General features: G+C 54.8%; 22 protein-coding genes. 20 read left to right on the top strand and 2 right to left on the bottom strand.

From position 1 onward, the window contains the following. Window positions 1–39 precede the first annotated feature (39 nt). The 20 genes from mioC to ACTJKZ_RS19535 all read left to right on the top strand — a co-directional run bounded on the left by mioC (window position 40) and on the right by ACTJKZ_RS19535 (window position 20,779). On the top strand, window positions 40–480 hold the full coding sequence (mioC, locus tag ACTJKZ_RS19630) for an FMN-binding protein MioC (protein ID WP_440829968.1): 441 nt from the start codon (window positions 40–42) through the stop codon (window positions 478–480). Window positions 481–912: 432 nt separating this feature from the next. Continuing rightward, window positions 913–2,802 carry a tRNA uridine-5-carboxymethylaminomethyl(34) synthesis enzyme MnmG gene (gene mnmG, locus ACTJKZ_RS19625; protein ID WP_161733306.1) on the top strand — a complete coding sequence of 630 codons (1,890 nt, stop codon included), beginning with the start codon at window positions 913–915 and terminating at the stop codon, window positions 2,800–2,802. Between the two features lie 47 nt (window positions 2,803–2,849). After that, entirely contained in the window at window positions 2,850–3,467 is a 618-nt protein-coding gene (gene rsmG, locus ACTJKZ_RS19620) for a 16S rRNA (guanine(527)-N(7))-methyltransferase RsmG (RefSeq protein WP_222924812.1), read from the top strand. Window positions 3,468–4,178: 711 nt separating this feature from the next. Beyond that, window positions 4,179–4,559, top strand: a complete 381-nt coding sequence (gene atpI / locus ACTJKZ_RS19615; protein ID WP_013359561.1) for a F0F1 ATP synthase subunit I — start codon at window positions 4,179–4,181, stop codon at window positions 4,557–4,559. A gap of 8 nt (window positions 4,560–4,567) precedes the next feature. Then, entirely contained in the window at window positions 4,568–5,386 is an 819-nt protein-coding gene (gene atpB / locus ACTJKZ_RS19610) for a F0F1 ATP synthase subunit A (protein ID WP_161733302.1), read from the top strand. A gap of 105 nt (window positions 5,387–5,491) precedes the next feature. Beyond that, window positions 5,492–5,731: a F0F1 ATP synthase subunit C gene (atpE, locus tag ACTJKZ_RS19605; RefSeq protein ID WP_003849523.1), complete on the top strand. Its 240-nt coding sequence runs from the start codon at window positions 5,492–5,494 to the stop codon at window positions 5,729–5,731. A gap of 107 nt (window positions 5,732–5,838) precedes the next feature. Beyond that, window positions 5,839–6,309, top strand: coding sequence for a F0F1 ATP synthase subunit B (gene atpF / locus ACTJKZ_RS19600; RefSeq protein WP_003849528.1), 471 nt, complete (start codon window positions 5,839–5,841; stop codon window positions 6,307–6,309). A gap of 14 nt (window positions 6,310–6,323) precedes the next feature. Continuing rightward, on the top strand, window positions 6,324–6,857 hold the full coding sequence (atpH, locus tag ACTJKZ_RS19595; RefSeq protein WP_003849530.1) for a F0F1 ATP synthase subunit delta: 534 nt from the start codon (window positions 6,324–6,326) through the stop codon (window positions 6,855–6,857). Window positions 6,858–6,871: 14 nt separating this feature from the next. Then, window positions 6,872–8,413, top strand: coding sequence for a F0F1 ATP synthase subunit alpha (gene atpA, locus ACTJKZ_RS19590; RefSeq protein ID WP_003849532.1), 1,542 nt, complete (start codon window positions 6,872–6,874; stop codon window positions 8,411–8,413). Between the two features lie 52 nt (window positions 8,414–8,465). Beyond that, complete coding sequence (gene atpG, locus ACTJKZ_RS19585; protein ID WP_003849534.1) at window positions 8,466–9,332, top strand: F0F1 ATP synthase subunit gamma; 867 nt, start codon at window positions 8,466–8,468, stop codon at window positions 9,330–9,332. Window positions 9,333–9,362: 30 nt separating this feature from the next. Continuing rightward, entirely contained in the window at window positions 9,363–10,760 is a 1,398-nt protein-coding gene (gene atpD / locus ACTJKZ_RS19580; protein WP_008926373.1) for a F0F1 ATP synthase subunit beta, read from the top strand. A gap of 24 nt (window positions 10,761–10,784) precedes the next feature. Then, entirely contained in the window at window positions 10,785–11,204 is a 420-nt protein-coding gene (locus tag ACTJKZ_RS19575; protein WP_008926374.1) for a F0F1 ATP synthase subunit epsilon, read from the top strand. 160 nt (window positions 11,205–11,364) lie between these two features. Continuing rightward, window positions 11,365–12,735, top strand: a complete 1,371-nt coding sequence (gene glmU, locus ACTJKZ_RS19570; RefSeq protein ID WP_440829967.1) for a bifunctional UDP-N-acetylglucosamine diphosphorylase/glucosamine-1-phosphate N-acetyltransferase GlmU — start codon at window positions 11,365–11,367, stop codon at window positions 12,733–12,735. Window positions 12,736–12,888: 153 nt separating this feature from the next. After that, entirely contained in the window at window positions 12,889–14,718 is a 1,830-nt protein-coding gene (gene glmS / locus ACTJKZ_RS19565; protein WP_260059658.1) for a glutamine--fructose-6-phosphate transaminase (isomerizing), read from the top strand. Between the two features lie 165 nt (window positions 14,719–14,883). After that, entirely contained in the window at window positions 14,884–15,927 is a 1,044-nt protein-coding gene (gene pstS / locus ACTJKZ_RS19560; RefSeq protein WP_161733295.1) for a phosphate ABC transporter substrate-binding protein PstS, read from the top strand. A gap of 86 nt (window positions 15,928–16,013) precedes the next feature. Further along, window positions 16,014–16,976 (top strand): phosphate ABC transporter permease PstC, encoded by a 963-nt coding sequence (pstC, locus tag ACTJKZ_RS19555; RefSeq protein WP_222924810.1) that lies wholly within the window; start codon window positions 16,014–16,016, stop codon window positions 16,974–16,976. Further along, window positions 16,973–17,863 (top strand): phosphate ABC transporter permease PstA, encoded by an 891-nt coding sequence (gene pstA / locus ACTJKZ_RS19550; RefSeq protein ID WP_161733293.1) that lies wholly within the window; start codon window positions 16,973–16,975, stop codon window positions 17,861–17,863. Before pstC ends, pstA begins: the two co-directional genes overlap by 4 nt. A 44-nt stretch (window positions 17,864–17,907) precedes the next feature. After that, window positions 17,908–18,681 carry a phosphate ABC transporter ATP-binding protein PstB gene (gene pstB, locus ACTJKZ_RS19545; protein WP_013359568.1) on the top strand — a complete coding sequence of 258 codons (774 nt, stop codon included), beginning with the start codon at window positions 17,908–17,910 and terminating at the stop codon, window positions 18,679–18,681. 17 nt (window positions 18,682–18,698) lie between these two features. Next, entirely contained in the window at window positions 18,699–19,433 is a 735-nt protein-coding gene (gene phoU / locus ACTJKZ_RS19540) for a phosphate signaling complex protein PhoU (protein ID WP_009088225.1), read from the top strand. Between the two features lie 107 nt (window positions 19,434–19,540). Then, window positions 19,541–20,779 (top strand): MFS transporter, encoded by a 1,239-nt coding sequence (locus tag ACTJKZ_RS19535; RefSeq protein ID WP_440829966.1) that lies wholly within the window; start codon window positions 19,541–19,543, stop codon window positions 20,777–20,779. A 147-nt stretch (window positions 20,780–20,926) separates the two neighbouring features. Here ACTJKZ_RS19535 and xylB read toward each other — a convergent pair whose 3' ends face one another. After that, window positions 20,927–22,369 carry a xylulokinase gene (gene xylB / locus ACTJKZ_RS19530; RefSeq protein WP_222924808.1) on the bottom strand — a complete coding sequence of 481 codons (1,443 nt, stop codon included), beginning with the start codon at window positions 22,367–22,369 and terminating at the stop codon, window positions 20,927–20,929. A 17-nt stretch (window positions 22,370–22,386) separates the two neighbouring features. After that, on the bottom strand, window positions 22,387–23,709 hold the full coding sequence (gene xylA, locus ACTJKZ_RS19525; protein WP_161733287.1) for a xylose isomerase: 1,323 nt from the start codon (window positions 23,707–23,709) through the stop codon (window positions 22,387–22,389). Window positions 23,710–23,845: the final 136 nt, after the last annotated feature.

Raw genomic sequence — 23,845 nt, 5'->3', positions numbered from 1 at the left:
ACAGCGTACAATGCTCGCCTTAATGTCCGGGAGAGCAAGATGGCCGATATCACCTTAATCAGTGGCAGTACTCTGGGTAGCGCAGAGTATGTGGCTGAACATCTGGAAGAAAAATTACAGGAAGCGGGTTTCTCAACGCAGATGCTGCATGGCCCGGAGCTGGATGAAGTGCCACATGAGGGTATCTGGCTGGTGGTCTGTTCAACTCATGGTGCAGGCGATATTCCCGATAACCTGCTGCCGCTGTTCGAAGCCATCCGTGACAGCCAGCCCGATCTCTCTCAGGTTCGTTTTGGGGCAGTAGGCCTCGGCAATCATGAATATGATCTCTTTTGTGGTGCGATCCGCCAGATTGAAGCACAGCTGATTGCTCTGGGAGCCCAGCAGATCGGCGATCGTCTGGAGATTGACGTGCTGGAGCATGAGATCCCTGAAGATCCGGCGGAAGCCTGGCTGGAAAGCTGGAAAAAGGCGATCTGAAGGGGGCTGGGGATCGCGAAATAGTGATGATCCCCAGTGGAAGATGCTGATTTTATCCTTTTCTGCTCGTTTATTTTGTGGATAACTACCCTATTTTACTGCGTATAACCGGTAGTTATCCAAGGAATAACCGTAGAACGATTTTTGAGCTGTGGATAACGTGCCATTTTGATCCCAGCTTATACGGATCAGGATCACCGATCACTCACAGCTAGTGATCCTCGTCATCCTGTTGTTTCTGTTCTGCTTCTGGCACATATCCACAGACAGGCGGGATCCTAATAAGAGATCTAACAGAAAGATCATATACAGATCTAAGATCCTTTCTTTTAAAACCGGACGATCCCGCGACTTTCACCCCAGACGGAATTTGAGTAGAATCCACGCCCCAGGACGACGATCCTGCAAGTTCATCAACCGAGGTACCACTTCATGTTTTATCAGGATCCTTTTGACGTCATCGTAATTGGTGGTGGTCATGCGGGCACCGAAGCCGCAATGGCGGCAGCCCGAATGGGTCAGCAAACCCTGTTACTCACCCATAACATTGATACGCTTGGACAAATGTCCTGTAACCCGGCGATTGGTGGGATTGGCAAAGGACATTTGGTGAAGGAAGTGGATGCCCTGGGTGGTCTGATGGCCAGTGCGATTGACCAGGCGGGTATCCAGTTCAGGATACTAAACGCCAGCAAAGGTCCGGCAGTACGGGCCACCCGTGCTCAGGCAGATCGCGTGCTTTATCGGCAGGCGGTGCGTACGGCACTGGAGAATCAGCCTAATCTGATGATCTTCCAGCAGGCGGTCGACGATCTTATCGTGGAAAACGATCGTGTGGTGGGTGCCGTCACCCAGATGGGACTGAAGTTCCGCGCGAAAACCGTCGTGCTTACCGTCGGCACTTTCCTTGACGGCAAAATTCATATCGGTCTGGATAATTACAGTGGCGGTCGCGCTGGCGATCCCCCGTCCATTCCGCTGGCAAAACGACTGCGTGCGCTGCCGCTGCGGGTAAACCGCCTCAAGACCGGTACGCCACCGCGTATCGATGCGCGCACCATCGATTTTTCAGTGCTTAGCCCGCAGCACGGTGATCACCCGATGCCGGTTTTCTCGTTTATGGGTAATGCGTCTCAGCATCCGCAGCAGGTACCGTGCTGGATCACGCATACCAACGAGAAAACCCATGAGGTGATCCGTAATAACCTGGATCGCAGCCCGATGTATGCCGGGATCATCGAGGGGATCGGTCCACGCTACTGCCCGTCGATCGAAGACAAAGTGATGCGCTTTGCCGATCGTAACTCGCATCAGATCTTCCTGGAGCCGGAAGGGCTGACCAGTAATGAGATCTACCCGAACGGTATCTCGACCAGTCTGCCATTTGACGTACAGATTCAGATCGTCCGTTCCATGCAGGGCATGGAGAATGCGAAGATCGTGCGTCCGGGCTATGCCATCGAGTATGATTTCTTCGATCCACGCGATCTCAAACCGACGCTGGAGAGCAAATTTATTCACGGCCTGTTCTTTGCCGGCCAGATCAACGGCACAACCGGCTACGAAGAAGCGGCTGCGCAGGGGATGCTGGCAGGGCTGAACGCCGCCCGTCAGTCTGCCGATAAAGAGGGCTGGGCACCGCGTCGTGACCAGGCTTATCTGGGCGTGCTGGTGGATGATCTCTGCACACTCGGTACCAAAGAGCCGTACCGGATGTTTACCTCCCGTGCTGAATACCGCCTGATGCTGCGCGAAGACAATGCCGACCTGCGTCTGACCGAAACTGGTCGTGAACTGGGTCTGGTGGATGATGCGCGCTGGGCGCGTTTCAATCAGAAGCTGGAAGCGATTGAACAGGAGCGTCAGCGCCTGCGCGATATCTGGGTTCATCCGAAGTCAGAGCATGTGACGGAAGTGAACACGGTACTCAGCGCACCGCTGACGAAAGAAGCGAGCGGCGAAGATTTGCTGCGCCGTCCTGAGCTGACCTATCTGAAGCTGATGACGCTGGATGCCTTTGGTCCGGCACTGGCTGATGAGCAGGCCGCTGAGCAGGTTGAGATTCAGGTTAAATATGAAGGTTATATCGCGCGTCAGCAGGAAGAGATCGATCGCCAGCTGCGTAACGAGAACACACTGTTACCGGTGGAGCTTGATTATCGCCAGGTGAACGGCCTCTCAAATGAGGTGATCGCCAAGCTGAACGATCACAAACCGAGTTCGATTGGTCAGGCGACGCGTATCTCCGGCATCACCCCGGCGGCCATCTCAATTCTGCTTATCTATCTGAAAAAACAGGGTCTGCTGCGTAAAAGCGCCTGATCTGAAATGGGGCGAGGTGACTTGCCCCCGCTGAATGGACTTATGCTGTGATTAACTCACTCACGTCGCTGCTAAAGGCAGCCGGTATTTCCCTCTCCGATCAACAAAAACAGCAGCTGGTTGCCTATGTCGGCCTGCTGGATAAGTGGAACAAAGCCTACAATCTGACATCCGTGCGCGATCCGCAGCAGATGCTGGTTCGCCATATCCTCGACAGCATCGTGGTGGCGCCGCATCTGAAAGGCTCGCGTTTCATTGATGTGGGAACCGGGCCAGGACTGCCTGGCATTCCGCTGGCTATCGTGATGCCCGACGCGCACTTTACGCTGCTCGACAGCCTGGGCAAGCGGGTACGTTTCCTGCGTCAGGTTCAGCATGAGTTAGGACTCACTAACATTGCTCCGGTCCAGAGCCGGGTTGAGGCGTTTCCGGCTGAGCCGCCGTTTGATGGTGTCGTCAGCCGTGCATTTGCCTCGCTGACCGACATGGTGAACTGGTGTCACCATCTGCCTGGCGGGGAAGGGCGCTTTTATGCGCTCAAAGGTGTCCGCCCGGACGATGAAATAGCTGAGTTACCGGCCGGCTATGTCTCCGATGCAGTGATAAAGCTGCAGGTGCCTCAGCTGGAAGGTGACCGTCATCTGGTCATTATTCGTCATCAGTAGCCCTCTGGTTTGCAGGGATTTAACGTTTCTCTGCCAGGGTTTTAATCAGGGTGTAGATGAAAAAAGTGCAGATGATGCGTTATCAATAAAAGATTTTGATTAAGCCTAGGCTGAGCGAAGGTTAAAAACGGAGACGGAAATTATCCGAAAAGCTCTGTTACATTTAACGTTTAATTCACATTCGGTTATCAGAAATATCACTTGTATAGGCGGGTCGTGGAATAAAAGTAGTCACGCCGGAAAATATATCGTGGTAATAACTTTGCGTACGTAATATCAATTTCACGATTCTCATGCACAGTTCGATGTCAATAGCGTGTTTTCTGTGAAAATAGTCCTGCCTGCCCATTTTTGTAATTTTAATTTTATGATTTTAAAGGTTTAATTTGTTTTGCAGATTGTTCTTAAATAGGCCACAGATAAAACTCAATGTCGTGTGAGTGCTTATTATGTGATCTAAAGCACGCTTTAAAAGCAAGATGCGAGTGAATTTTCAGTCAGATTCGGGTGAATCTCTGCAGGGTAATCTTTGGAAAAATAGCCCTTCGGAAAGAAATTTAAATAATTGTTCACCTTTTCGCTACTTACCGATTGAAATCGCAGGTGCGGCCCGTATAATTTGCACGGCTTTTGCTGCTTGACTCAACTGCGCAAAGGCAGTCTTATACGACACGCGACATACCCCTAACGGGGCAGGAGAGTATCAGCGTCATGTCAGTGTCTCTTTACAGTGTAAAATTCGCCCGAACGGTGCTGATGATTCAGCTGGTGACGATAGTCATCATCGGCGGACTCTTTGCTGTTAAAGATGTCACCTGGGGTGTCTCTGCTCTTGCTGGCGGAGCGGCAGCCTGGCTGCCAAACGTATTGTTTTTGTTTTTAGCCTGGCGCCTGCAGGGGCAACCCCCCGCTTCGGGACGAGTCGCGTGGAGCTTCGCTTTAGGTGAAATTGCTAAAGTGTTTGCGACCATCATTTTGCTCATTGTGGCGTTGGGTCTGTTCGGGGCGGTCTTCTGGCCGGTCGGAATAACCTGGTTATCGGTGCTGGTGGTTCAAATGCTGGCACCGGCGGTAATTAACAACAAAGGGTAAGAGGCATCATGGCTGCAGGAGAAATCTCTACTCCGCAAGAGTACATTGGTCACCACCTGACTCATCTTCAGTTGGACCTGCGTACCTTCGAGTTAGTGAATCCGCACGACGTTCCCGCGACGTTCTGGGTATTAAATATCGATTCCATGTTTTTCTCTATGGTGCTGGGAATCATCTTCCTGGTGTTGTTCCGTAGCGTGGCGAAGTCTGCTACCAGCGGTGTACCAGGGAAAATGCAGGCGGCTATCGAACTGGTTGTCGGTTTCGTTGATAGTAACGTGCGCGACATGTATCACGGTAAGAGCAAACTTATCGCCCCGCTGGCTCTGACAATTTTTGTCTGGGTCTTCCTGATGAACTTCATGGATCTGCTGCCAATCGACCTGCTGCCATATATTGGTGAGCACGTATTGGGGTTACCGGCGCTGCGCGTCGTACCATCTGCAGACGTGAACATCACGCTATCTATGGCGTTGGGCGTATTTATTTTGATTCTGTTCTACAGCATCAAAATGAAAGGCATTGGCGGCTTCACGAAAGAGCTGACGCTGCAGCCTTTTAACCACCCGATCTTCATCCCGATCAACCTGATTCTGGAAGGTGTAAGCCTTCTGTCTAAGCCTGTGTCACTGGGTTTACGACTGTTCGGTAACATGTATGCGGGTGAACTGATCTTTATCCTTATTGCCGGTCTGTTGCCGTGGTGGTCGCAGTGGGTGCTGAATGTGCCGTGGGCCATTTTCCACATCCTGATCATTTCGCTACAGGCTTTCATTTTCATGGTCCTCACGATTGTCTATCTGTCGATGGCATCTGAAGAGCATTGATTTTTTTCTCAACACTACTTTCCCTCTTGATTCCGGGTTGCAGCGTACTCCGCTGAAGCCTGGAAGATGAAGGGAGCATTTAACTGAAACAAACTGGAGACTGTCATGGAAAACCTGAATATGGATCTGCTGTACATGGCTGCCGCTGTGATGATGGGCCTGGCGGCAATCGGTGCTGCGATCGGTATCGGCATCCTCGGAGGAAAATTCCTGGAAGGCGCTGCTCGTCAGCCTGACCTGATTCCTCTGCTGCGTACGCAGTTCTTTGTTGTAATGGGTCTGGTGGATGCAATCCCGATGATCGCTGTTGGTCTGGGTCTGTACGTGATGTTTGCTGTCGCCTAAAGCCCTGTGTTCACTCAGCGCACAATGTGCAGGGGTGAACGGATTCTGCCGCTTATCACAACGATAACGGCAGAAAAGTTAAATACTCAATCTAGAGGCATTGTGCTGTGAACATTAATGCAACAATCCTCGGCCAGGCTATCGCGTTCATCCTGTTTGTCGCGTTCTGCATGAAGTACGTATGGCCGCCGCTCATGGCTGCTATCGAAAAGCGCCAGAAAGAAATTGCTGAAGGCCTTGCTTCTGCTGAACGTGCAAAGAAAGATTTGGATCTCGCGCAGGCTAATGCGACCGACCAGCTGAAAAAAGCCAAAGAAGACGCTCAGGTCATTATCGAGCAAGCGAACAAGCGTCGCGCGCAGATTCTGGACGAAGCGAAAACCGAAGCTGAAAACGAACGTAATCGCATCGTGACACAAGCGCAGGCTGAAATTGACGCCGAACGCAAACGTGCGCGTGAAGAACTGCGTAAGCAGGTTGCGTTGCTGGCTATGGCTGGCGCCGAGAAGATCATCGAACGCTCCGTGGATGAAGCTGCTAACAGCGACATCGTTGATAAACTGGTCGCTGAACTGTAAGGAGGGAGGGGCTGATGTCTGATCTGATTACTGTAGCTCGCCCCTACGCCAAAGCAGCTTTTGACTTTGCTGTTGAGCATCAAAGTATAGAACGCTGGCAACAGATGCTGGCGTTTGCCGCAGAAGTGGCTCGCAATGAACAGATGGCTGATCTTCTCTCCGGTGCATTAGCACCTGAAGCGCTGGCAGCGTCGTTTAACGCAGTCTGTGGTGATCAACTGGATGAACCCGCGCAGAACCTGATTAAGGTGATGGCGGAAAACGGACGTTTGACAGCGCTTCCGGCTGTACTGGCCCAATACATCGAACTGCGTGACGCTCATGAAGCCACCGCTGAAGTTGATGTTATCTCCGCCAGTACGCTGAGTGACGACCAGCTGAATAAAATCAGCGCCGCGATGGAAAAACGTCTGTCACGCAAAGTTAAGCTGAATTGCAAAATTGATAAGTCTGTGATGGCAGGCGTGATCATCCGTTCGGGTGATCTGGTTATTGATGGCAGCGTACGCGGCCGTCTTGACCGTCTGGCTGACGTCTTGCAGTCTTAAGGGGACTGGAGCATATGCAACTGAATTCCACCGAAATCAGCGAACTGATCAAGCAGCGCATTGCTCAGTTCAATGTCGTGAGTGAAGCTCACAACGAAGGTACGATTGTTTCTGTAAGTGACGGTATCATCCGCGTACACGGCCTGGCCGATGTCATGCAGGGTGAGATGATTGCCCTGCCGGGTAACCGTTACGCTATCGCCCTGAACCTCGAGCGTGACTCGGTTGGTGCAGTGGTGATGGGTCCTTACGCTGACCTCGCCGAAGGCATGAAGGTTAAGTGTACTGGCCGCATTCTTGAAGTACCGGTAGGCCGCGGCCTGCTGGGCCGCGTTGTGAACACCCTGGGTGCGCCAATCGACGGTAAAGGCGCAATCGACAACGACGGTTTCTCACCAGTCGAAGTGATTGCACCTGGCGTTATCGATCGTCAGTCAGTCGACCAGCCGGTTCAGACCGGTTATAAGTCGGTCGATGCGATGATTCCAATCGGCCGTGGCCAGCGTGAGCTGATCATCGGTGACCGTCAGACCGGTAAAACCGCGATGGCGATCGATGCGATCATCAACCAGCGCGATTCAGGCATCAAGTGTGTCTACGTTGCGATTGGTCAGAAAGCCTCAACCATCTCTAACGTGGTTCGTAAGCTGGAAGAGCATGGCGCACTGCAGAACACCATCGTTGTTGTGGCGTCTGCTTCTGAATCAGCTGCACTGCAGTATCTCTCTCCGTACGCAGGTTGTGCGATGGGCGAATACTTCCGTGACCGTGGTGAAGATGCGCTGATCGTATACGATGACCTCTCCAAACAGGCTATCGCTTACCGTCAAATCTCTCTGCTGCTGCGCCGTCCACCAGGCCGTGAAGCGTTCCCTGGCGACGTGTTCTATCTCCACTCCCGTCTGCTGGAACGTGCATCACGCGTAAGCGCTGATTATGTAGAACGTTTCACTAATGGCGCAGTGACAGGTAAAACCGGTTCACTGACCGCGCTGCCGATCATCGAAACTCAGGCGGGCGACGTTTCTGCGTTCGTTCCGACCAACGTAATCTCGATTACTGATGGTCAGATCTTCCTGGAATCGAACCTGTTTAACTCCGGTATTCGTCCGGCCGTTAACCCAGGTATTTCGGTATCCCGCGTAGGTGGTGCTGCACAGACCAAGATCATCAAGAAACTGTCCGGTGGTATCCGTACCGCGCTGGCACAGTATCGTGAACTGGCGGCGTTCTCGCAGTTCGCCTCTGATCTGGATGATGCTACCCGCAAACAGCTGAGCCACGGTCAGAAAGTGACCGAGCTGCTGAAGCAGAAACAGTATGCGCCGATGTCTGTCGCGCAGCAGGGTCTGGTTCTGTTCGCTGCAGAGCGTGGCTACCTGAACGACGTTGAACTGGCAAAAATTGGCAGCTTCGAAGCTGCACTGCTGGCCTTCGCCGATCGCGACCACGCTGAGCTGATGGCTGAAATCAACCAGTCGGGTAACTTTAACAACGATATCGAAGCGAAGCTGAAAGGCCTGATCGATACGTTTAAAGCAACCCAGTCCTGGTAATGTCTGGCGGCTTGTCTGAAAAGGCAGGCCGCAAGGCTTTGAGGAGAAGCTAATGGCCGGCGCAAAAGAGATACGAAGCAAGATTGGAAGCGTGAAAAACACGCAGAAGATCACCAAAGCGATGGAAATGGTCGCCGCCTCCAAGATGCGTAAAACGCAGGAACGCATGGCGGCCAGCCGTCCGTATGCAGACACCATGCGCAAAGTGATTGGTCACCTTGCGTTGGGTAATCTGGAATACAAGCACCCTTACCTGGAACAGCGCGACGTCAAGCGCGTCGGCTACCTGGTCGTTTCTACAGACCGCGGGCTTTGTGGTGGTTTGAACATTAACCTGTTCAAAAAATTACTGGCGGATATGAAGTCCTGGTCCGATAAAGGCGTGCAGAGCGATCTGTCGATTATCGGTTCAAAAGGGGCGTCATTCTTCAGTGCTGTGGGTGGCAACATTGTGGCGCAAGTCAGCGGCATGGGCGATAAACCTGCCCTGTCTGATCTGATTGGCCCGGTAAAAGTGATGTTGCAGGCTTATGATGAAGGCCGCATCGACAAACTGATGATCGTCAGTAACAAATTCAATAACACCATGTCTCAGACTCCGACCATCACCCAACTGCTGCCGTTAGCGCCAGCGGAAGGTGAAGAAGAGATGAAGGCGAAGACCTGGGATTACCTGTACGAACCCGATCCGAAAGCGCTGCTGGATACCCTGCTGCGCCGTTATGTCGAATCGCAGGTTTATCAGGGTGTGGTGGAAAATCTGGCCAGTGAGCAGGCTGCACGTATGGTGGCGATGAAAGCCGCAACCGACAACGGCGGAAATCTGATCAAAGAGCTGCAGTTGGTATACAACAAAGCTCGTCAGGCCAGCATCACCCAGGAACTTACCGAGATCGTCTCGGGGGCCTCCGCGGTTTAACCAGGTTTGGAATTAGGTAGAGGATTCAAGATGGCAACTGGAAAGATTGTCCAGATTATCGGCGCCGTTGTTGACGTCGAATTCCCTCAGGACGCGGTACCGCAAGTGTACAGCGCCCTCGAGGTAATGAATGGTGATGCGCGTCTGGTGCTGGAAGTACAGCAGCAGCTCGGCGGCGGCGTAGTGCGTACCATCGCAATGGGTACGTCTGACGGCCTGAAGCGTGGTCTGAACGTCAACGACCTGCAGAAACCGATTCAGGTTCCGGTCGGTAAAGCGACCCTGGGCCGTATCATGAACGTTCTCGGCGAGCCTATCGACATGAAAGGCGAGCTGAAAGAAGAAGATGGCAGCGCAGTAGAGATCGCCTCTATTCACCGCGCAGCGCCTTCTTATGAAGATCAGTCTAACTCGCAGGAACTGCTGGAAACCGGTATCAAGGTTATCGACCTGATGTGTCCGTTTGCCAAAGGCGGTAAAGTGGGTCTGTTCGGTGGTGCGGGTGTCGGTAAAACCGTCAACATGATGGAACTGATCCGTAACATCGCAGCTGAACACTCAGGTTACTCTGTGTTTGCTGGTGTGGGTGAGCGTACTCGTGAGGGTAACGACTTCTATCACGAAATGACTGACTCAAACGTTATCGATAAAGTTGCTCTGGTCTATGGCCAGATGAACGAGCCGCCGGGTAACCGTCTGCGCGTCGCACTGACCGGTCTGACCATGGCGGAAAAATTCCGTGATGAAGGCCGCGACGTTCTGCTGTTCATCGATAACATCTACCGTTACACCCTGGCCGGTACAGAAGTTTCTGCACTGCTGGGTCGTATGCCATCTGCGGTAGGTTACCAGCCAACGCTGGCAGAAGAGATGGGTGTGTTGCAGGAGCGTATTACCTCCACCAAGACCGGTTCAATCACTTCCGTACAGGCCGTTTACGTCCCTGCGGATGACCTGACTGACCCGTCACCAGCAACCACCTTTGCGCACTTAGACTCAACGGTAACGCTGAGCCGTCAGATCGCCTCTCTGGGTATCTACCCGGCCGTTGACCCGCTGGACTCTACCAGCCGTCAGCTGGATCCGCTGGTTGTCGGTCAGGAGCACTATGATGTTGCACGTGGCGTTCAGTCACTGCTGCAGCGTTATCAGGAACTGAAAGACATCATCGCCATCCTCGGTATGGATGAGCTGTCTGAAGAAGACAAACTGCTGGTGGCACGTGCGCGTAAGATTCAGCGCTTCCTGTCTCAGCCGTTCTTCGTTGCGGAAGTATTCACCGGTTCACCGGGTAAATACGTTACGCTGAAAGACACTATCCGTGGCTTTAAAGGCATCATGGAAGGTGAGTTTGACCACCTGCCAGAGCAGGCCTTCTACATGGTTGGTGCCATCGAAGAAGCCGTGGAAAAAGCGAAGAAACTGTAATAACGGTTTCCCGGGAGGAAGATTATGGCTATGACTTATCACCTGGATGTGGTCAGCGCAGAGGAGCAGTTGTTCTCTGGTCTGGTACAGAAAATTCAGGTGTCAGGTAGCGAAGGTGAACTGGGGATTTTCCCTGGCCATGCGCCGCTGCTGACTGCCATTAAGCCTGGAATGATCCGTATCGTGAAACAGCACGGCGAAGAGGAGTATATCTACCTCTCTGGCGGCGTGCTGGAAGTGCAACCGGGCAGCAGCACCGTTCTGGCCGATACCGCGATTCGCGGTACCGATCTGGACGAAGCGCGTGCTCTGGAAGCAAAACGCAAAGCAGAAGAGCACATGAACAGCAGCCACGGCGACGTGGACTACGCTCAGGCCTCTGCCGAGCTGGCGAAAGCCATTGCTAAACTGCGCGTGATCGAACTGACCAAAAAAGCGATGTAATCCAGCTTTATGCGTCACGAAATGCCAGCCCTCGGGCTGGCATTTTTTTTGCCTGTGGCGGCCAATCTGTCCGTCCGCCTAATTTCGGCCTGAGAAAAATGTAGTAATCTCAACCCCAAACCGTTTTACTTTCACCCGTAAAAATTCACTCAGGATAGTTATGTCTAACAGTGCGATGAGTGTGGTGATTCTTGCTGCTGGCAAGGGCACCCGTATGTATTCCGATCTGCCTAAAGTTCTGCATACGCTGGCAGGCAAACCGATGGTTCAGCACGTCATTGATGCCGCCAAAGGGCTGGGCGCACAGCAGGTACATCTGGTTTATGGTCACGGTGGCGACCGCCTGAAAGCGACCCTTACCGACAGCACGCTTAACTGGGTGCTGCAGGCTGAGCAGCTCGGCACCGGCCATGCGATGCAGCAGGCCGCGCCTGCCTTCGCCGATGATGAAGATATCATGATGCTCTATGGCGACGTGCCGCTGATCACTCAGGCGACATTACAGCGTCTGCGTGAAGCAAAACCGCAGGGCGGCATTGGCTTACTCACCGTGGTACTGGATGACCCGACCGGCTATGGCCGCATTGTGCGCGAGAACGACACCATCACCGGCATTATCGAACAGAAAGATGCCACCCCGGCGCAGCTCACCATTAAAGAGATCAACACTGGTATTCTGATCGCCAACGGCGGCGATTTAAAACGCTGGCTGTTACAGCTCACCAACAACAATGCACAGGGTGAGTATTACATCACCGATATTATCGCGCTGGCGCATCAGGAAGGTCGGGTAATCAACGCAGTCCATCCGGCACGCATCAGCGAAACCGATGGCGTAAATAACCGTCTGCAGCTGGCGACATTAGAACGCACTTACCAGGCTGAACAGGCGGAAAAACTGCTGCTGGCCGGCGTGATGCTGCGCGATCCGGCACGGTTTGATTTACGCGGGACGCTGACGCATGGACGGGATGTCGAAATCGACACCAACGTCATTATTGAAGGCCAGGTCACGCTAGGCTCGCGCGTCAAAATCGGCGCGGGCTGCATTATCAGAAACAGCGTGATTGGCGATGACTGTGAAATCAGCCCCTATACGGTGATCGAGGATGCTCATCTCTCCACCGCCTGCACCGTCGGGCCATTTGCCCGTCTGCGTCCTGGCAGCGAGCTGGCGCACGCCGCTCACGTGGGAAACTTCGTCGAAATGAAGAAAGCGCGTCTCGGCAAGGGATCGAAAGCGGGTCACCTCTCTTATCTGGGTGATGCGGAGATTGGCGACAACGTGAACATTGGTGCAGGCACGATTACCTGCAACTATGATGGCGCGAATAAATTCAAAACCGTGATTGGCGATGACGTATTTGTCGGCTCAGATACGCAGCTGGTGGCCCCGGTCAGCGTCGCGGCAGGCGCTACCATTGCGGCAGGCACCACCCTCATGAAAGATGTGACCGAAGCCGGTCTGGTCTATAACCGTAAAGAACAGAATCACAAAGCGGACTGGCAGCGTCCGGTGAAGAAAAAATAAATTTTTAACGGCCCGCTTTATGCGGGCCGATGCAGTGCAGTGCCAAAACTATAATCCCCACTCTCTACAAGGCTCGGGGAACCGGCAAAGCCGGATATCAGGTCGCATGACAACAGAAGTGGCGAAAAGCCATGTAGTCAGGAAAACATCATTATGTGTGGAATTGTTGGTGCAGTAGCACAACGCGATATCGCAGAGATTCTGCTGGAAGGTCTGCGTCGTCTTGAATATCGCGGATATGATTCGGCCGGTCTGGCCGTGGTCGATCGTCAGGGGCACGTCACGCGCCTGCGGCGGTTAGGGAAAGTGCAGAAACTGGCGGAAGCTGCTGAACAGCAGCCGCTGATTGGTGGCACCGGTATCGCGCACACGCGCTGGGCAACCCATGGCGAGCCGTCGGAAGCGAATGCGCATCCGCACGTCTCAGAGCACATCATCATCGTGCACAACGGCATCATTGAAAACCATGAGCCGCTGCGCGCTGAGCTGATTGAACGCGGCTACGTCTTTGTCTCTGAAACCGACACCGAAGTGGTGGCGCATCTGGTTCACTGGGAGCAGAAGCAGGGCGGTTCGCTGCGCGAAGTCGTATTGCGCGTAATCCCACAGCTGCGCGGTGCCTATGGCATGGTCATCATGGACAGCCGCGATCCGTCACTGCTGGTGGCCGCCCGTTCCGGCAGCCCGCTGGTGATTGGCCGTGGCATGGGTGAAAACTTTATCGCCTCAGATCAGCTGGCTCTGCTGCCGGTGACCCGCCGGTTCATCTATCTGGAAGAGGGTGATATCGCCGAGATCAGCCGTCGTGATGTCACGGTAATCGACCGTGAAGGCAACACCGTGACGCGTGCTGAAATCGAGTCGAACCTGCAATATGATGCCGGTGACAAAGGCATTTACCGTCATTACATGCAGAAAGAGATCTACGAACAGCCGATGGCGCTGAAAAGCACTCTGAGCGGTCGTTTCAGCCAGGGACAGGTTGACCTCAGCGAGCTGGGCGCGGGCGCTGAAGCGATGCTGAGTCAGGTGGAGCATATCCAGATTATCGCCTGCGGCACCTCTTATAATTCCGGCATGGTGTCACGCTACTGGTTTGAGTCGCTGGCAAATATCCCCTGTGACGTGGAGATCGCCTCTGAGTTCCGCTATCGCAAGTCAGCGGTGCGCAAAAACAGCCTGCTGATCACCCTGTCGCAGTCGGGTGAAACGGCGGATACCCTGGCAGCACTGCGTCTCTCGAAAGAGCTGGGCTACCTGGGGTCGCTGGCCGTCTGTAACGTGGCGGGTTCGTCACTGGTGCGGGAATCTGACCTGGCACTGATGACCAAAGCGGGCACCGAAATCGGCGTCGCCTCTACCAAAGCGTTTACCACCCAGTTAGCGGTGCTGCTGATGCTGGTGGCGAAACTGGGACGTCTGAAAGGCATGTCTGTTGAGACTGAGCATGAGATCGTTCATGCCCTGCAGGCGTTGCCGAACCGGATTGAGCAGATGCTGGCGCAGGATAAGCTGATTGAGAATCTGGCAGAAGGCTTCTCTGACAAGCATCACGCGCTGTTCCTGGGCCGTGGCGATCAATACCCGATTGCCATGGAAGGGGCGCTGAAGCTCAAGGAGATCTCCTACATTCATGCGGAGGCTTACGCCGCAGGCGAGCTGAAACATGGCCCGCTGGCGCTGATTGATGCGGACATGCCGGTGATCGTAGTGGCACCTAACAACGAACTGCTGGAGAAGCTCAAATCCAACATCGAAGAGGTGCGTGCACGCGGCGGTCTGCTCTATGTGTTCGCCGATCAGGATGCAGGCTTTAGCGACAGTGACGGGATGAAGATTATCCCGTTGCCGCATGTTGAAGAGGTGATTGCGCCGATCTTCTACACCGTGCCGTTGCAGTTACTCTCCTATCACGTTGCCCTAATTAAAGGCACCGACGTCGATCAGCCACGCAACCTGGCAAAATCGGTTACCGTGGAATAACCTGGTGGGCCCCGTCGCGGGCCCACTTCATTCTGGCCCTCTGTCATATAACTGTCACATTTCGTACATTTCACTGTCATCAAACTGTCCTATTTTCCCTCCTGCAGCAATCACAGACTCTTACTAAAACGGCCCCTAGCCTGACTTTTCTCCCCTGGAGGGAATATGACACTGATGCGTAGCACCGTAGCCCGAATCCTCGCCACCACCTTCGCTGTAAGCGCGGTATCTGCTTTTGCGGCCACCGATCTCACTGGTGCAGGCGGGACGTTCCCGGCGCCGGTTTATGCCAAGTGGGCAGCAGAATATCAGCAAGCCACCGGTAGCAAAATTAACTACCAGGGCATCGGTTCATCTGGCGGCGTAAAACAGATCATCGCCAAAACCGTTGATTTCGGTGCGTCCGATGCGCCAATGAAAGATGAAGATCTGCAGAAAAATGGCCTTTTCCAGTTCCCTACCGTGATCGGTGGTGTGGTGCTGGCGGTTAACCTGCCAGGCATCAAGTCAGGCCAGCTGACGCTGGATGGTAAAACCGTCGGTGATATCTACCTCGGCACCATCAAAAAGTGGAACGACCCGGCGATCGCCAGACTCAACCCGGGCGTAAAACTGCCAGAGACCAACATCAACGTGGTGCGTCGTGCTGATGGTTCAGGCACCTCATTCGTCTTCACCAGTTACCTGGCGAAAGTGAACCCGGACTGGAACAGCAAAATTGGTAAAGGTAATACCGTTAACTGGCCGGTGGGTCTGGGCGGTAAAGGCAACGACGGCGTCGCCGCGTTTGTTCAGCGTCTGCCGGGTTCTATCGGCTACGTGGAATATGCCTACGCCAAACAGAACAACCTGACCTACACCAAACTGATCGATGCCGATGGTAAAGCGGTTGCACCAAGCGAGACCAGCTTCAGTAATGCCGCGAAAGGCGCTGACTGGAGCAAGTCTTTTGCGCAGGATCTGACCTTCCAGAAGGGCGCGGATGCCTGGCCAATCTCCTCAACCACCTTCATTCTGATCTATAAAGATCAGGCGAATGCGGCTAAGGGCGCTGAAGTGCTGAAGTTCTTCGACTGGGCTTACAAAAGCGGCAGCAAAACCGCCACAGCGCTGGATTATGCTGCGCTGCCAGAGAGCGTGACCGAGCAGATTCGCGCCGCCTGGAAAGCCAATATCAAAGACAGTTCTGGTAAAGCGCTTTATCAGTAATTGACCGACCCTGGCCGGACAGCGGTCCGGTCAGACCCAGCGGGCGGCTCATGCCGCCCTGATAACTTCTGAAGACTGAGACTTCTATGGCTGCAACGAAGCCGGCATTCAAAGCCCCAGGCAAACAAGGTGACAGAATTTTTGGCGCGCTGGTCAGGCTGGCTGCGCTGATTGTGCTGTTACTGATGGGCGGCATTATTGTCTCCCTGATCATCTCCTCGTGGCCCAGCATCCAGAAGTTTGGTTTCGCCTTTTTGTGGACCAAAACCTGGGATGCGCCCAACGAACAATTTGGCGCACTGGTTCCGATTTACGGCACCCTTGTGACCTCCATCATCGCCCTGATTATCGCCGTGCCAGTGAGTTTTGGTATTGCGCTGTTCCTGACTGAACTCGCGCCAGGCTGGCTGCGTCGCCCGCTGGGCACCGCCATTGAGCTACTGGCAGCTATCCCGAGTATCGTTTACGGCATGTGGGGCCTGTTTGTCTTCGCGCCACTGTTTGCCGAATATTTCCAGACGCCGGTTAACGACGTGATGTCGGGTATTCCGATTGTTGGCGAACTCTTCTCCGGCCCCGCTTTCGGTATCGGTATCCTCGCGGCGGGAGTGATTCTGGCGATCATGATCATCCCGTACATTGCCTCGGTGATGCGCGACGTCTTTGAGCAGACCCCGGTGATGATGAAAGAGTCAGCCTACGGCATCGGCTGCACCACCTGGGAAGTGATCTGGCGCATCGTCCTGCCATTTACCAAAAATGGTGTGATTGGTGGCGTGATGCTGGGGCTGGGTCGTGCGCTGGGTGAGACCATGGCAGTGACCTTTATTATCGGCAACACCTATCAGCTCGACAGCCCATCGCTGTTTATGCCGGGTAACAGCATCACCTCGGCGCTGGCCAACGAGTTTGCGGAAGCGGAGTCGGGCGTGCATGTCGCCGCGCTGATGGAGCTGGGCCTGATCCTGTTTGTGATTACCTTTATCGTGCTGGCGATTTCAAAGCTGATGATTATGCGACTGCAGAAAAGTGAAGGAACGCGCTCATGACCACGATTGAAATTCAGGCGCGCGCCGAACTGGACGCATCACGTCGTAAAATGCAGTCCTGGCGCAGCACGAAAAATAAAATTGCGCTGACGCTGTCGCTGCTGACCATGGCGTTTGGTCTGTTCTGGTTGGTGTGGATACTGTTCACCACCGTCACGCGCGGTGTGGATGGACTCTCCTGGTCCCTGTTCACCGAATCAACGCCACCGCCAAATACCGCAGGCGGCGGTCTGGCGAACGCCCTGGCCGGCAGTGGATTGCTGATTTTCTGGTCGACCTTTTTCGGCACACCGCTGGGCATCATGGCTGGGATCTATCTGGCGGAATATGGGCGCAAGTCTGCCCTGTCAGAAGTGATCCGCTTTATTAACGACATTCTGCTTTCAGCCCCCTCTATTGTGGTCGGCCTGTTCGTCTACACCCTGGTGGTGTCGCAGATGCAGCACTTCTCCGGCTGGGCCGGGGTGATTGCGCTGGCACTGCTGCAGGTGCCGATTGTGATTCGTACCACCGAAAATATGCTGCGGCTGGTGCCAGATAGCATGCGTGAAGCGGCTTATGCGCTTGGCACACCGAAGTGGAAGATGATCTCGGCCATCACCCTGAAAGCCTCGGTCTCCGGCATCATCACCGGCGTGCTGCTGGCGATTGCCCGCATCGCAGGGGAAACGGCGCCGTTGCTGTTTACGGCGCTGTCGAACCAGTTCTGGAGCACCGACATGATGCAGCCGCTGGCAAATCTGCCGGTCACCATCTTTAAGTTTGCCATGAGCCCGTTCGCCGAATGGCAGAGCCTGGCCTGGGCAGGTGTGCTGATCATTACCCTCTGCGTGCTGCTGCTGAACATTGTGGCGCGGGTGATTTTCGCCAAAGGTAAACACGGTTAACTTCCGGCGCGGCCCTGAGCGGCGCCGTATAAGAGAGATGAATGATGAGTATCGCGACAGCAACAGCCGATAAAATTCAGGTTCGTAATCTGAACTTCTATTACGGTAAGTTTCATGCGCTAAAGAACATTAACCTGGATATCGCTAAGAATCAGGTCACCGCGTTTATCGGCCCGTCGGGCTGTGGTAAGTCGACCCTGCTGCGTACCTTCAATAAGATGTACTCGCTCTATCCAGAGCAGCGGGCCGAAGGGGACATTCTGCTGGATGGTGAAAACATTCTGGCGACACAGCAGGATATCGCGCTGCTGCGCGCGCGCGTCGGCATGGTATTCCAGAAGCCTACGCCGTTCCCGATGTCAATTTATGACAATATCGCCTTTGGCGTGCGCCTGTTTGAAAAGCTATCGCGTGCCGATATGGATGAGCGCGTACAGTGGGCGCTGACCAAAGCAGCGCTGTGGAATGAAACCAAAGACAAGCTGCATCAGAGCGGTTACAGTCTCTCCGGCGGCCAGCAGCAGCGTCTGTGCATTGCGCGTGGCATCGCGATTCGGCCGGAAGTCTTACTGCTTGATGAGCCCTGCTCCGCACTGGATCCCATTTCCACCGGCCGCATTGAAGAGCTGATCACCGAGCTGAAGCAGGACTATACCGTGGTGATCGTGACGCACAATATGCAGCAGGCGGCACGCTGCTCTGACCATACTGCTTTCATGTATCTGGGCGAACTGATTGAGTTCAGCGACACCGACACGCTGTTCACCAAGCCCGCGCAGAAGCAAACCGAAGACTACATTACTGGCCGCTACGGCTGATCTGACAGGAGATCGACATGGATAATCTGAATCTGAATAAGCACATCTCCGGTCAGTTCAATGCCGAACTGGAGCATATCCGAACCCAGGTAATGATCATGGGCGGCATGGTCGAGCAGCAGCTGACCGATGCGATTACCGCCATGCATAATCTGGATGGTGAACTGGCGCAGCGGGTGATCGACGGCGACCAGAAGGTCAATATGATGGAAGTGGAGATTGATGAAGCCTGCGTGCGCATCATCGCCAAACGTCAGCCAACCGCGATCGATTTGCGGCTGGTGATGGCGATTATCAAAACCATTTCCGAGCTGGAGCGCATTGGCGACGTGGCAGAGAAGATCAGCCGCACGGCGCTGGAGAAATTTGGTCAGCAGCATCTTCCGCTGCTGGTGAGCCTTGAGTCGCTGGGTCGTCACACCGTGCAGATGCTGCATGATGTGCTGGACGCTTTCGCGCGGATGGATCTCAATGAGGCGATCACCATCTACCGCGAAGACAAAAAGGTGGATAAAGAGTACGAAGGTATTGTGCGCCAGTTGATGACCTACATGATGGAAGATCCGCGCACCATTCCCAGCGTGCTGACAGCATTGTTCTGCGCCCGCGCGATTGAGCGTATTGGCGATCGCTGCCAGAACATCTGCGAAATTATCTTCTATTTCGTCAAAGGTCAGGATTTCCGTCACGTTGGTGGAGACCGGCTCGATGAATTATTGTCAGGTGACGATGGCAGCAACCGCCCTTCCTGAGTAATCTTATCCCTGTGCCTGAGTGGCGCAGGGATACGCCTTTTCAATTGGTCACATCCTGAACTCTCCTTATAATTGCGGCACTTTTCTTTATGAGGTGCGCAACGATGTCCCCTTCTCCCCAATCTAAGCCGGGCGTCACGCCGGGCAAAGCGATGCTGGCTGCGGTCAGCGGTTATGCCATGGATGGATTTGACCTGCTGATACTCGGCTTTATGCTGCCGGCGATCAGTGTTTCGCTGGCGCTCAATCCCTCACAGGCGGGATCGCTGGTGACCTGGACGCTGATTGGCGCGGTTATCGGTGGCATCGTATTTGGTCATCTCAGCGACCGCTATGGTCGCATCCGCATGCTCACCGTCACGATTCTGGTCTTCTCGGTCTTTACCGGGCTGTGCGCGGTGGCGCAGGGCTACTGGGACCTGCTCGCCTGGCGAACGCTGGCGGGTGTGGGCCTGGGTGGCGAATTCGGTATTGGCATGGCGCTGATTGCCGAAGCCTGGCCTGCTGAGAAGCGTAACCGCGCATCAGCGTGGGTCGGTATCGGCTGGCAGCTCGGCGTGCTGATGGCAGCCTTTATCACGCCGCCGCTGCTGAATATGATCGGCTGGCGCGGCATGTTCCTGGTCGGATTATTACCGGCGCTGGTCTCGTTTGCTATTCGTCGCGGAATGGGCGAACCAGAGGCGTTTCAACGGCAGGTTAAGCATGTGCCGTCGCTCTCGTTTCCGGCGCGCCTGAAGCTGCTGGTGCGCGACCGCGCGACCGCCAAAGCCAGTCTCGGTATTTTTATCCTTTGTTCCGTGCAGAACTTTGGTTACTACGGGCTGATGATCTGGATGCCGAGCTACCTCTCCTCCAGCTTTGGCTTCAGTCTGACGAAATCCGGCCTCTGGACTGCGGTAACGGTGGTCGGGATGACCTTTGGCATCTGGCTGTTTGGCGTGCTGGCCGACCGCTTTGCGCGCTGGAAAATCTTCCTGCTCTATCAGTTTGGTGCCGTCGTGATGGTGGTGGTGTATGCGCAGCTGCGCGACCCGAACATCATGTTATTTACCGGCGCGATCATGGGAATGTTTGTTAACGGCATGATTGGCGGCTACGGCGCGCTGATTTCCGATACCTTTCCGCCGCAGGTGCGTGCCACCGCGCAAAATGTCCTGTTCAACCTTGGGCGTGGCGTGGGTGGCTTCGGCCCGGTAGTGATTGGTCTGCTGGCGAGCCAGTTCTCGTTTACGGCGGCGATTACCCTGCTGGCGCTGATTTATCTGCTGGATATTGCAGCGACGCTGTTCCTGCTGCCGAAGAAACAGGGTCAGGAAGATACGCTGGGCGCGATTGGCTGATGCTGCCTGGAAGGTATGGCTGAGTTAGTGTCATCCCGGCCACGCCGGGTCAGTAATACCGATCATCTTTTCTGCATTAATCAACCCCCTGGCTTTTAACACCAGGGATTGATTAACAGGCGCTTTAAATTCAGAACGCCCTCGTTGTTACTTCATCAATGGCTGAAGCTGCTGATACAGAGTCGCGAAGGTCGCCCGACGCGACTGGTAATGCGCCAGCCTGACCGGATCCGGCTGGTGTCGCTGCACCAGAACCGGGGTCGGCACGGTGAACTCTGCATCCAGCGCCTGCTGTGCCAGCCTGGCGGCCCCCAGCGCCGGACCCACTTCACCGCCGTGGCAGTAATCCAGCGTCTGGCCACTGATGTCTGCCAGCATCTGACGCCACAGTGCACTGCGTGCGCCACCGCCGATCAGCATAATGCTCTCTGGCTGCACGCCACAGTCGTGCAGCGCGTCCATGCCCTCCGCCAGCGCAAACCCTACGCCTTCCAGCACCGCTCGTGCCAGCTCGGGACGACCATGCTGGTGGGTAAAGCCAAAGAAAGCGCCCCGGGCACTGGGATTGTTATGCGGCGTGCGTTCTCCGGAAAGATAGGGCAGAAACCACAGCGCGGGCACGTCATCGCGCGCGCGCTCCGCTTCAGCCAGCAGCTCAGGAACATCTTTACATCCGGTCAGCGTGGCTGCCCAGTCGAGACAGGAAGCCGCACTGAGCATCACCGACATCAGATGCCAGCGCTGCGGTAACGCATGACAGAAGCTGTGAACCGCACGTTCCGGATTGCTGAGATAGCCATCGCTCACCACGAAATAGACGCCCGAGGTGCCCAGCGACAGCATACCCTGGCCCGGTTCGGTCATGCCGACCCCAACAGCGCCCGCGGCATTGTCACCTCCGCCAGCGGCCAGCGGCACCGCGTTCATCTTCCAGCGCGTCGCCAGATCGGCATGTAATGTGCCGGTCAGGGCATTGCCTTCATAGAGTTGCGGCATCTGATCGCGGCTGAGATCGCAGGCTTGCAGCATCACATCGCTCCAGTCACGCTGCGCTACATCCAGCCACATCGTCCCTGCGGCATCGGACATATCGGTGGCGAAGTCGCCACTCAATCGCCAGCGCAGATAATCCTTGGGCAGCAGCACATGAGCAACCCGACTGAAGATGGCCGGTTCATGCTGCTGCACCCACAGCAGCTTGGGAGCCGTGAAGCCGGGCATCATCAGGTTGCCGGTAATCAAACGCGAATCCGGCACCGTCTGCTCCAGCTCGCGGCACTGCGCCTCGCTGCGCCCGTCATTCCAGAGCATGGCCGGACGTAAAATCTGGTCAGCGCTGTCGAGCAGCGTTGCACCATGCATCTGTCCACTCAGCCCGATAGCCTGAACCCTATGCAGGTCCTGCTGCGCGCTCAGGGCCTGCATGGCTGAATCCAGCGCCTGCCACCAGCTTTCAGGATCCTGCTCGCTCCATAAGGGCTGCGGACGCGAAACCTGCAGCGGCGATGTTTCTGTCGCCACCACGTTGCCCTGTGCATCCATCAGCACCACTTTGACGCCAGAGGTGCCTAAATCGATCCCGATAAACATGCGCTGCTCCTGAAGGGTTAGAAATCAAACAGGTAGTGATTCACCAGATTTTCCAGCTGCTCCTGACGTCCGCTCTGATGCTTCGGATTAAGCTGCTGCTGCTGAGCATGCGCCGCCAGTGCCTCGAGTGAAAACTCACCTTTCAAAATTTGCTGGCCGAACTCACCATTCCAGCCGCTGTAGCGCTGCGCCACACGCTTATCGAGTTCACCGTCACTGATCATGCGAGCCGCCACCTTCAGCGCCAGCGCCATGGTGTCCATCGCGCCAATATGACCGTAGAAGAGATCATATTTATCGGTGCTCTGACGACGCACTTTGGCATCAAAGTTTAAGCCGCCAGTGGTAAAGCCGCCCGCCTTAAGAATTTCGTACATCACCAGCGCGTTTTCTTCCACGCTGACCGGGAACTGATCGGTATCCCAGCCGCACTGCGGATCGCCGCGGTTGGCGTCCACGGAACCAAAAATGCCCAGCGCAATGGCGGTCGCGATTTCATGATGGAACGAGTGGCCAGCCAGCGTGGCATGGTTCGCCTCGACGTTAACCTTAATCTCTTTCTCCAGCCCGAACTGTTTCAGGAAGCCATAAACCGTGGCGACATCATAGTCATACTGATGTTTGGTCGGCTCCTGCGGTTTGGGTTCGATCAGCAGTGTTCCCTGGAAGCCAGTTTTGTGTTTGTGCTCAACCACCATCTGCATAAAGCGGCCAATCTGCTCGCGCTCCTGGCGCAGATCGGTATTCAACAGTGTTTCATAGCCTTCGCGTCCGCCCCACAACACATAGTTTTCGCCGCCCAGGGTTTTGGTCGCCTGCATTGCGCTACAGACCTGCGTCGCTGCCCAGGCAAAAACTTCAGGATCGGGATTGGTGGCTGCACCCGCACCGTAGCGTGGATGGGTGAAGCAGTTGGCTGTGCCCCAAAGCAGTTTCACGCCGGTTTCCTGCTGTTTCTCCAGCAGTTTATCGGTCATGGCGGCTAAGTTTTCTTTATAGCTGCGCAGCGAATCGCCTTCCGGTGAGACATCAACGTCATGGAAGCAGTACCACGGCACATTCAGCTTGTGGAAAAACTCAAAGGCGACATCCGCTTTCATTTTTGCCTGCTGCAGCGCATCCCCGTTTTTCTGCCACGGACGATCAAAGGCACCGACACCAAACATATCCGCGCCATTCCAGCAGAAGGTGTGCCAGTAACAGGCAGCAAAGCGCAGATGCCCGGCCATGGTCTTGCCGAGGATGACCTCATCGGGATTGTAGTGGCGGAAAGCGAGAGGATGCGTCGACTGGGTGCCTTCATAACGAACCCGATCGATCTGATCGAAATAAGCGTGCATGGTTTGCTCCTTAGCATCAGTACCCGGATGGTCTGCGTTGAAGCAATATTCAATATGGGCTGTAATCTCAGCTCAATTACGATATTTCATTACGGGTGTCAGATAATTGTTATTTGTGCGCTGGCTCGCAAAATAT

The organism is Pantoea sp. 22096 (assembly GCF_052045955.1).
Lineage (GTDB): Bacteria > Pseudomonadota > Gammaproteobacteria > Enterobacterales > Enterobacteriaceae > Pantoea > Pantoea alfalfae.
This window is presented reverse-complemented; position numbering and strand designations above follow the sequence as displayed.

Coding starts and splice junctions, on each gene's coding strand:
- mioC (WP_440829968.1), top strand. CDS start 40: ATGGCCGATATCACCTTAATCAGTGGCAGTACTCTGGGTAGCGCAGAG.
- mnmG (WP_161733306.1), top strand. CDS start 913: ATGTTTTATCAGGATCCTTTTGACGTCATCGTAATTGGTGGTGGTCAT.
- atpI (WP_013359561.1), top strand. CDS start 4,179: ATGTCAGTGTCTCTTTACAGTGTAAAATTCGCCCGAACGGTGCTGATG.
- atpB (WP_161733302.1), top strand. CDS start 4,568: ATGGCTGCAGGAGAAATCTCTACTCCGCAAGAGTACATTGGTCACCAC.
- atpE (WP_003849523.1), top strand. CDS start 5,492: ATGGAAAACCTGAATATGGATCTGCTGTACATGGCTGCCGCTGTGATG.
- atpH (WP_003849530.1), top strand. CDS start 6,324: ATGTCTGATCTGATTACTGTAGCTCGCCCCTACGCCAAAGCAGCTTTT.
- atpA (WP_003849532.1), top strand. CDS start 6,872: ATGCAACTGAATTCCACCGAAATCAGCGAACTGATCAAGCAGCGCATT.
- atpG (WP_003849534.1), top strand. CDS start 8,466: ATGGCCGGCGCAAAAGAGATACGAAGCAAGATTGGAAGCGTGAAAAAC.
- atpD (WP_008926373.1), top strand. CDS start 9,363: ATGGCAACTGGAAAGATTGTCCAGATTATCGGCGCCGTTGTTGACGTC.
- ACTJKZ_RS19575 (WP_008926374.1), top strand. CDS start 10,785: ATGGCTATGACTTATCACCTGGATGTGGTCAGCGCAGAGGAGCAGTTG.
- glmU (WP_440829967.1), top strand. CDS start 11,365: ATGTCTAACAGTGCGATGAGTGTGGTGATTCTTGCTGCTGGCAAGGGC.
- glmS (WP_260059658.1), top strand. CDS start 12,889: ATGTGTGGAATTGTTGGTGCAGTAGCACAACGCGATATCGCAGAGATT.
- pstS (WP_161733295.1), top strand. CDS start 14,884: ATGACACTGATGCGTAGCACCGTAGCCCGAATCCTCGCCACCACCTTC.
- pstC (WP_222924810.1), top strand. CDS start 16,014: ATGGCTGCAACGAAGCCGGCATTCAAAGCCCCAGGCAAACAAGGTGAC.
- pstA (WP_161733293.1), top strand. CDS start 16,973: ATGACCACGATTGAAATTCAGGCGCGCGCCGAACTGGACGCATCACGT.
- pstB (WP_013359568.1), top strand. CDS start 17,908: ATGAGTATCGCGACAGCAACAGCCGATAAAATTCAGGTTCGTAATCTG.
- phoU (WP_009088225.1), top strand. CDS start 18,699: ATGGATAATCTGAATCTGAATAAGCACATCTCCGGTCAGTTCAATGCC.
- ACTJKZ_RS19535 (WP_440829966.1), top strand. CDS start 19,541: ATGTCCCCTTCTCCCCAATCTAAGCCGGGCGTCACGCCGGGCAAAGCG.
- xylB (WP_222924808.1), bottom strand. CDS start 22,369: ATGTTTATCGGGATCGATTTAGGCACCTCTGGCGTCAAAGTGGTGCTG.
- xylA (WP_161733287.1), bottom strand. CDS start 23,709: ATGCACGCTTATTTCGATCAGATCGATCGGGTTCGTTATGAAGGCACC.